10 protein-coding genes are annotated in these 7355 nt (G+C 36.8%); all 10 read left to right on the forward strand.

Going from position 1 to position 7355, the window contains the following annotated elements:
• Nucleotides 1-306 precede the first annotated feature (306 nt).
• Complete coding sequence (locus PENNN9_RS11520; RefSeq protein ID WP_058369823.1) at nt 307-1437, forward strand: glycosyltransferase; 1131 nt, start codon at nt 307-309, stop codon at nt 1435-1437.
• 23 nt (nt 1438-1460) lie between these two features.
• Entirely contained in the window at nt 1461-2621 is a 1161-nt protein-coding gene (locus tag PENNN9_RS11525; RefSeq protein WP_058369816.1) for an O-antigen ligase family protein, read from the forward strand.
• Nucleotides 2622-2642: 21 nt separating this feature from the next.
• A complete protein-coding gene (locus tag PENNN9_RS11530) occupies nt 2643-3770 on the forward strand; it encodes a glycosyltransferase family 4 protein (RefSeq protein ID WP_058369817.1) in 1128 nt (375 codons plus the stop codon).
• 134 nt (nt 3771-3904) lie between these two features.
• Complete coding sequence (locus PENNN9_RS11535) at nt 3905-4459, forward strand: sugar transferase (protein WP_058369818.1); 555 nt, start codon at nt 3905-3907, stop codon at nt 4457-4459.
• Nucleotides 4459-4905, forward strand: a complete 447-nt coding sequence (locus PENNN9_RS12860; protein WP_058369819.1) for a formyltransferase family protein — start codon at nt 4459-4461, stop codon at nt 4903-4905. Before PENNN9_RS11535 ends, PENNN9_RS12860 begins: the two co-directional genes overlap by 1 nt.
• Nucleotides 4865-5518, forward strand: coding sequence for a methionyl-tRNA formyltransferase (locus PENNN9_RS12865; RefSeq protein ID WP_197409105.1), 654 nt, complete (start codon nt 4865-4867; stop codon nt 5516-5518). Before PENNN9_RS12860 ends, PENNN9_RS12865 begins: the two co-directional genes overlap by 41 nt.
• The gene (locus PENNN9_RS12870; RefSeq protein WP_058369821.1) at nt 5515-5700 is read left to right on the forward strand and encodes a PIG-L deacetylase family protein; all 186 of its coding nucleotides are present in this window, start codon (nt 5515-5517) and stop codon (nt 5698-5700) included. Before PENNN9_RS12865 ends, PENNN9_RS12870 begins: the two co-directional genes overlap by 4 nt.
• Before the next feature lie 77 nt (nt 5701-5777).
• Nucleotides 5778-6281, forward strand: coding sequence for a PIG-L deacetylase family protein (locus PENNN9_RS11555; protein ID WP_058369822.1), 504 nt, complete (start codon nt 5778-5780; stop codon nt 6279-6281).
• Nucleotides 6282-6403: 122 nt separating this feature from the next.
• Entirely contained in the window at nt 6404-7057 is a 654-nt protein-coding gene (locus tag PENNN9_RS11560; RefSeq protein ID WP_058369143.1) for an acetyltransferase, read from the forward strand.
• 47 nt (nt 7058-7104) lie between these two features.
• The coding region (locus PENNN9_RS11565; RefSeq protein ID WP_156410100.1) for a DUF4184 family protein at nt 7105-7355 on the forward strand (251 nt) is incomplete at its 3' end.

Below are 7355 nucleotides of genomic sequence, written 5' to 3' on the forward strand. Positions count from 1 at the left end.
TCGCATATGCACTAAATTTTTTTATAAAAAGTAATGAATCGATATCCTTACAAAATATTTTAAATATGAAATTTAAAAATGAAAGTTTGAAAGTTTTATAAGAACGTAGGAAGAAGATAAAGATAATATATCTCAAACACTATTTTTATATAAGAATAATTAAAGTTTTTACAGTATTAACCATTTTTTAGAATATTGAAATGGATATGAGATTTATCTTGTTCTTAAAGGGCTATGTTGGAAAAGAAAAATTACTAAGCAAAGAAAAATTTCCTTACAACTTGTTAAATTATGTGGAACGTAAAAATGCCTAAGAAAATAGTACACGTTATTATTGGATTGAATGTAGGAGGTGCTGAGCTGATGCTTAAGCGTCTGGTACTTCACAGCCAAAAAACGGGAAAATTTCAACATGTTGTTATTTCTTTAACGGATAGCGGTGTTATTGGTCCAGATTTAGAAAATCAGGGGATAAAGGTATATAGTTTGGGTATGACGTCTACTCCTTCAGTACCCAAAACCTTTTTTAAATTGAAGAAGTTACTTAAAGAACTCAAACCTGATGTCGTACAAACTTGGATGTACCATGCTGATTTTTTAGGTGGTCTAGCTGCAAAAAGTGTAGGTATTGATAATATTATTTGGGGTATCCGTACTACAGATGTATCTCAAGGTGCTTCAAAGCAAACGGTCTATCTTAGTAAAGTATGCGCCAAGCTATCTTATTACGTTCCTAATTCCATAGTTTGCGCAGCACATGTATCAAAAAATTACCATATCGGTATTGGTTATGACAAATCTAAGATGATGGTTATTCCTAATGGTTTCGATATAGAAGCCCTCTCTTCTACAAAGGAAGATGGACTCAATATTCGTAAAGAGATTGGTTTATCCGCGGATGACACTGTTATTGGATCGGTAGGAAGGTTTAATCTAGTTAAAAACCAAAAATTATTTATAGACGTTGCTGCTAATTTGGTAAAAGATTTTCCAGATTTAAAATTTATGTTAGTAGGAAGGGACAACAACGCAGAAAATACAGAGTTGATGTCTTGGATAACACAACATGATTTAGCAGATAATTTTAAACTATTAGGACAAAGAGACGATGTGCCTAAGTGTCTAAAAGCGATGGATATCTTTTGCTTGCATTCAAAAACTGAAGGGTTTCCAAATGTAGTGGGCGAAGCGATATTAGCAGATACGACATGTGTAGCAGCTGATGTTGGTGACGTAGGTGTTTTATTGGACAAAGAATCTATCGCACTGAGTAACAATGTAGTTGGCATTAGTCATGCTATAAAGAATTACCTTAGTTATTCAAAAAGTGCCTTGATAGAAAAAGCAGATAAAAATAAAAGAAATGTTATAGATAAATACTCTATAAAGAATGTTGTAAATAATTTTCATGAGTTATATTCAAAAGACAAAAACTAATTGACTTTATTGTAGTAAATTATATGAATATAAAAGCCCCTAAGTTCATTAGTGTAAACTCGTTTGTATTGAGTTCAATACTTGTGATATTTATTGTAAGTTTTTCAAGTTTGGCACCTTTACGAGCGCCACTGGTGGTTTTGCAGTTTTGTCTTTTTTATTTTTTTATAATATATAAACATAAGAAGATAGTAGCAAATAAAAGTTTAATTGCTATTTTCTTTCTTGTGCTATTTATTGTAATACAGAGCATTATTTTCCAAGGTAGTGTGTTGATTATTTTTCAATCTATAGCTATGGTTTTATTTTTATTCTTTGCATCTCAAATAGCGTTGACTGAAGGGACGAATTTTTATAATAAAGAGCAGTATAAAAAGTTGTCTAAGACGCTACTTATTTTACTACCGCTTTTTCTTATAAGTTTTACAAATTGGTCTGATTTCCGAAAGCCGGGTTTGTTCATGAATCCAAATATTACCAGTCACTTATCTGTAATGTTACTACCCTTTGTACTTCTGGGTTTAGATAAAAAAAGATATAAGTTTCTAGGTATCGGGACAGTCTTATTGATCCTAGGTGTTACCGCTTCTAGAAGTGCAACTTTGGCATTTGTATTAAGCTTGTTATCTTATGCTTTTGTTACAAAATTTCCTAGAAGTAATTTTTTCTCCTTATTTGTAGTAATAGCAACTGCACTGGGTTTATCTATTTATTCTGTTGAGATCGCAGATTGGGTATCTGGTAACTTTTCTAATGTAGCGAGTTCATCTGATTCAAGGTTATTAGATACAGGTTACAATGGGCGTGATGTACTCATGCAGCTAGCACTGGAAAGATTTAAGAGTCAACCTATTATAGGTTTAGGCTTTGATGGTGTTAAATTTGAAATTGATGGACATGAACTTGGGACACATAATGGTTTAGTAGAGACGCTAATAAAGTTTGGGATTATCGGTACTTCTATTTTTACAGCATTTTGTTTATCTCTAATCTGGATGACTTCTAAGCATACGGCTCGATTTAAGGCCGCTACAACAATGTCACTTGTAGCGATATTTTCTTTATCTACTAATAGTTCAACCTTTCTTTTACTCAATTATTTGTTCATTTATACCGTTCTCTTAGTTTATCTTGGTTATAGAGTAAGGAATGCAAACGTTCAAAAACTTTCTGTCGAACATTAATTCATTTTATTAGAGTAATTTATGAAATTTTTAATTATAGCAAGCTATGCACCTTCCTTACTTAATTTTCGCGGTGCTCTATTGGCTGCTTTACAAGATGCAGGATTTGAAGTCCATGTTGCTGCTCCAGGACTTCAGGATCATATGAAGGTTGTTGAGCGTCTTGAGGCCCTTGATTACGTGGTTCATGATGTTCCTATGCAACGTACAGGTACTGACCCTATCAATGATGCTAAAACTCTGGGCACTTTATATCGTTTAATGCAAGAGATTAAGCCTGATTATGTGCTCAGTTATACCATCAAACCAGTCATTTACGGCATGTTAGCTGCTTGGCTTGCTAAAGTACCTCACCGTTTTGCCCTGATTACGGGGTTAGGCTACGCTTTTCAGCAAGTTGAGGTAGCAAAAAAACGCACCAAACTACAAAAATTAATTCATGAACTATATCGTCGTGCTTTATCTAAAGCCGACAAAGTGTTCTTTCAAAACCCAGATGATGAAATGTTGTTCCGTGAGTTAAAGATCGTATCTAAGAACGCTGATACTTGTATCGTAAACGGTTCAGGTGTAGATGTGTCGCAGTTTAACGTTGTGCCTTTAACTGAACAATCTGCGCCAAGGTTTTTGATGATTGCTCGATTATTATGGGATAAAGGGGTCCGTGAATATGCACAGGCAGCCCAACAAGTTAGAAAGACTCATCCTGAGATAAACTTTGATTTGGTAGGTTGGCTTGATACCAATCCCCACGCTATTAAACAAACTGAGCTGGACGAATGGATTGCAGAAGGAACGATTAACTTCTTAGGTAAGCTGGACGATGTACGACCAGCTATTGAAGCAAGTTCTGTTTATGTATTACCGTCTTATCGTGAAGGCACTCCTCGCACAGTATTAGAAGCAATGTCTATGGGCCGAGCAGTGATTACTACAGATGCGCCAGGCTGCCGTGAAACTGTTGTAGATGGTGATAATGGTTTTTTAGTACCGGTAAAAGATGTTGATGCTTTAGCTCAAGCGATGCTTCGTTTTATTGAAGAGCCTGAATTAGCTGTAGAGATGGGGGAGCGCTCACGGACTATAGCTGAAGAAAAATATGATGTGCACAAGGTTAATGCCAAAATGTTGGAAGAGATGGGTCTATAGTCACTCCTCTCATAAGTTTATTGTCGCACGTAGAAATGTCATGAAACTGATTATATTGTTGCGAGACGAAGATTAAAAAATATAGTAATTTTTATAACACACTATAAACGCATATTTAAGCTATAAGGTTTTCTATGAAACGCTGTTTTGACTTTCTTATAAGTATTTTTATATTGGTTATATTATCTCCGCTGCTCATCGTAACTGCGGTATTAATAAAATTAACCAGTAAAGGCCCACTGTTTTTTAAACAGCAACGAGTGGGTAAAAAAGGTAGAGTATTTTCAGTCTATAAGTTTAGAACCATGACGGACAAAGTGAGAGAGATTAAACAGACTTTCAACGATGATCCCGAGGTTACTAAAGTTGGTAAGGTAATACGTAGACTAAAGATTGATGAATTGCCACAGCTTTTTAATGTAGTTAAAGGCGATATGTCTTTGGTTGGGCCAAGACCTTGCTTGCCAAATCTAGTGAAAGAGTTTAATGAAAGTGCAAAGAAACGTTTATTGGTTCGTCCGGGTCTAACGGGATTGGCACAAGTAAATGGGAACATTCATTTAACTTGGGAAGAGCGCTGGGAGTTTGATAAAGAGTATGTCGAAGGACAATCACTTCTATTGGACTTAAAAATTCTTTCTAAAACAGCATTGATAGTTTTGCTTGGTGAGAAATGGGGTAAAAAATAATGAGAGTTGGACTGATTGGTGGCGTGGAGTCAAGCGCTCTTACCCTACAGAAACTACATGAGCATGGATTAGACGTAGTCGGAGTATTTGGTTATAAACCGAATATAACCAAATTCGTCAGTGGGCACTGTGATTTGGAACCATTTTGCTTAGAAAATTCAATCAGTGGGCACTGTGATTTGGAACCATTTTGCTTAGAAAATTCAATCAGTTTTACGCCATTTACGAAAATTAATGACCATATTGAAGAGATACAGTCTTTAGAACTTGACTACTTGTTTGTCGTTGGTATTTCTCAATTGGTGTCTAAAGATATCATTCAGGCTCCTAAATTAGGCGCTATAGGTTTTCATCCGACTAAATTACCTGAAGGAAGAGGTCGGGCGCCTTTGGCTTGGCTTGTCCATGAAGCGCAAGAAGGAGCAGCTACCTTTTTTTATGCTTGAAGAAGCTGCCGATGCTGGCGCTATTGTAGCGCAAGAAGGATTTGACGTTTCTGGTGAAGATACGGCCAAGAGTGTAAAAGAAAAAATCCATCAAGCCATGAGTCTAGCGTTAGATTCTTTATTACCTCAGTTAGCTAATGGTGAATTAATAGCTATTGAACAAGACGATTCATTAGCGACAGAATTTGGTATTAGAAAGCCTGAAGATGGATTAATTGATTGGTCCTGCTCAGCATACGATATAGACCGTCTTATCAAAGCTGCCTCTGAGCCACATCCTGGTGCTTTTACTTTTTCAGGTAATAATAAACTAGAAGTAACATCTAGTAGAGTGGAACAAAATCTAAAAATAAAAGGTGTTCAAGGTCGTATCTTGAAGAGTCAAAAAGATGAGTTCTTGGTTCAGACGGGTAAAGGGCTTATTTGGATTACAATTGCTTTTGATGATTCAAGCAGACTGAGAGTAGGAAGCTTGTTGGGCTACAAAGTTGAGCTTGAGATATTACGAAGCTTAAAAAAAACAAATTGTTGGGCTACAAAGTTGAGCTTGAGATATACGAGCTTAAAAAAACAAATTGCAGAGTTAAAAGAGATTATTGGGAAAATGTCATGAAAAATGTTTTAGTAGTAGCGCCTCACGCTGATGACGAGGTTTTAGGGTGCGGTGGCACAATAGCGAAACATGTACGCCATGGAGATAATGTATACGTCGCGATCATGACAAATGCAGCAGTTGGTGCGCCAGAGCTTTTTAACTCTGAAAGAATGGAGTTTGTGCGATCCGAAGCTTTTTAACTCTGAAAGAATGGAGTTTGTGCGATCCGAAGCGTTGAAATCTCATGAGGTATTGGGAATAAAAGAAACTGTATTTTATGACTTTCCTGCGCCGCAATTGGAGCAGTATCCACAATACAAAAATCGCTGGTACTTTGAACGCTTTGATAAAAGAAAAGAATACAAAAATCGCTGGTACTTTGAACGCTTTGATAAAAGAAAAGAATATAGACACTCTATATATACCTCATAAAGGTGATTTACATCTCGATCATGGTGCTATATACAACGCTTGTCTTGTGGCTGCTAGACCATTACCAGGTCAGAGTGTTAGGCACATTTATGCCTACGAGACACTATCTGAAACAGAGTGGGGCCACCCAACAGTAGAGGCTGTTTTTATTCCGCGTTACTTTAATGTGTTAAGTGAAAATGATTTTGCCACTAAGATCACTGCTATGGAATGCTTTTCTAGTCAACTCAAAGCGTTCCCGAATACGCGATCTATTAAAGCAATAGAACATCTAGCCGCTCTTAGAGGCGCTTATGTTGGTGCAAATACGGCAGAAAGTTTCGACGTTATTAGAAGTATCAACGATTAAACCACCAATTTTATCTTCGCGTCTTATATGATCTTTTGATGCTTAGGACAAAGAAGACATAAATGCAAGTGATAACGTGACAATGAGCAGGTTTACTGATAACTCGCAATAAGGAAAAAAAAATGCAGCAGTTAATTGGAATATATGGTGCAAGTGGTCATGGGAAGCAAGTTGTTTCTTTATTAAAGTTGCAATACCCTTTGCTTGATAAGTCCCGTATCGTATTTATTGATGATTCGGGTAAGCTTGATACGCTTATGAATCATAAAGTACTAAAATATGATGAATTTTTACGCGATCCCTCTAAGAATAAAGCAGTAACGATCGCCATTGGTGATAGCAGGGTTCGTGAGTTGCTGGCAGACAAGCTTGAACAAGACAATATACCTGCGCTCTCTGTTCATGCGCCTACTACTATTATCTTAGATCCTGACACAATAGAGATAGGTAAAGGTAGCATTCTCTCACCCCATGCATGTTTAACCAATACCATGAAGATTGGGAAGTTTTTTCATGCCAATTTGTATTGTCATGTATCTCATGACTCTGTGATTGGGGATTATGTGACTTTTGCGCCTAGAGTGAGCTGTAGTGGTAATGTGCATGTCCATGATCATGTATACGTTGGTGTTGGGGCGGTTATCAAGCAAGGAACAGCAGATAAGCCTTTAGTTATTGGTAAAGGCGCAATTATTGGTATGGGTGCTGTGGTTACCAAAGATGTTCCAGCAGGCGCTGTTATGGTTGGGAACCCAGCCAGAGCCTTGATTAAGTAAGTGCTGATATCTGCTTTGCGTGCTAGAGCTAGTAACAGGATATAAATATGGCCTTTACGTTAGCGCATATGGCTGCAGCATTGCCATTTTATCGTAATAAAAAGAAAAACCGTAGCATACGCTGTTTTCATTTTGAAGCATTGCTCATCGGTACTATGATGCCAGATTTCCCTTATTATATTGGTGCTAGTAGCGCAACAGGAAACTTATCTCATCAATGGATGGGTGTGTTTACTTACTGTTTACCTTGGGGATTGACAATATTTGCATTGTGGAATTGGGGTCTAAAAACCTGCTG

It is taken from the genome of Psychrobacter sp. ENNN9_III (genome assembly GCF_001462175.1).
In the GTDB taxonomy this organism is placed as follows: Bacteria; Pseudomonadota; Gammaproteobacteria; order Pseudomonadales; family Moraxellaceae; genus Psychrobacter.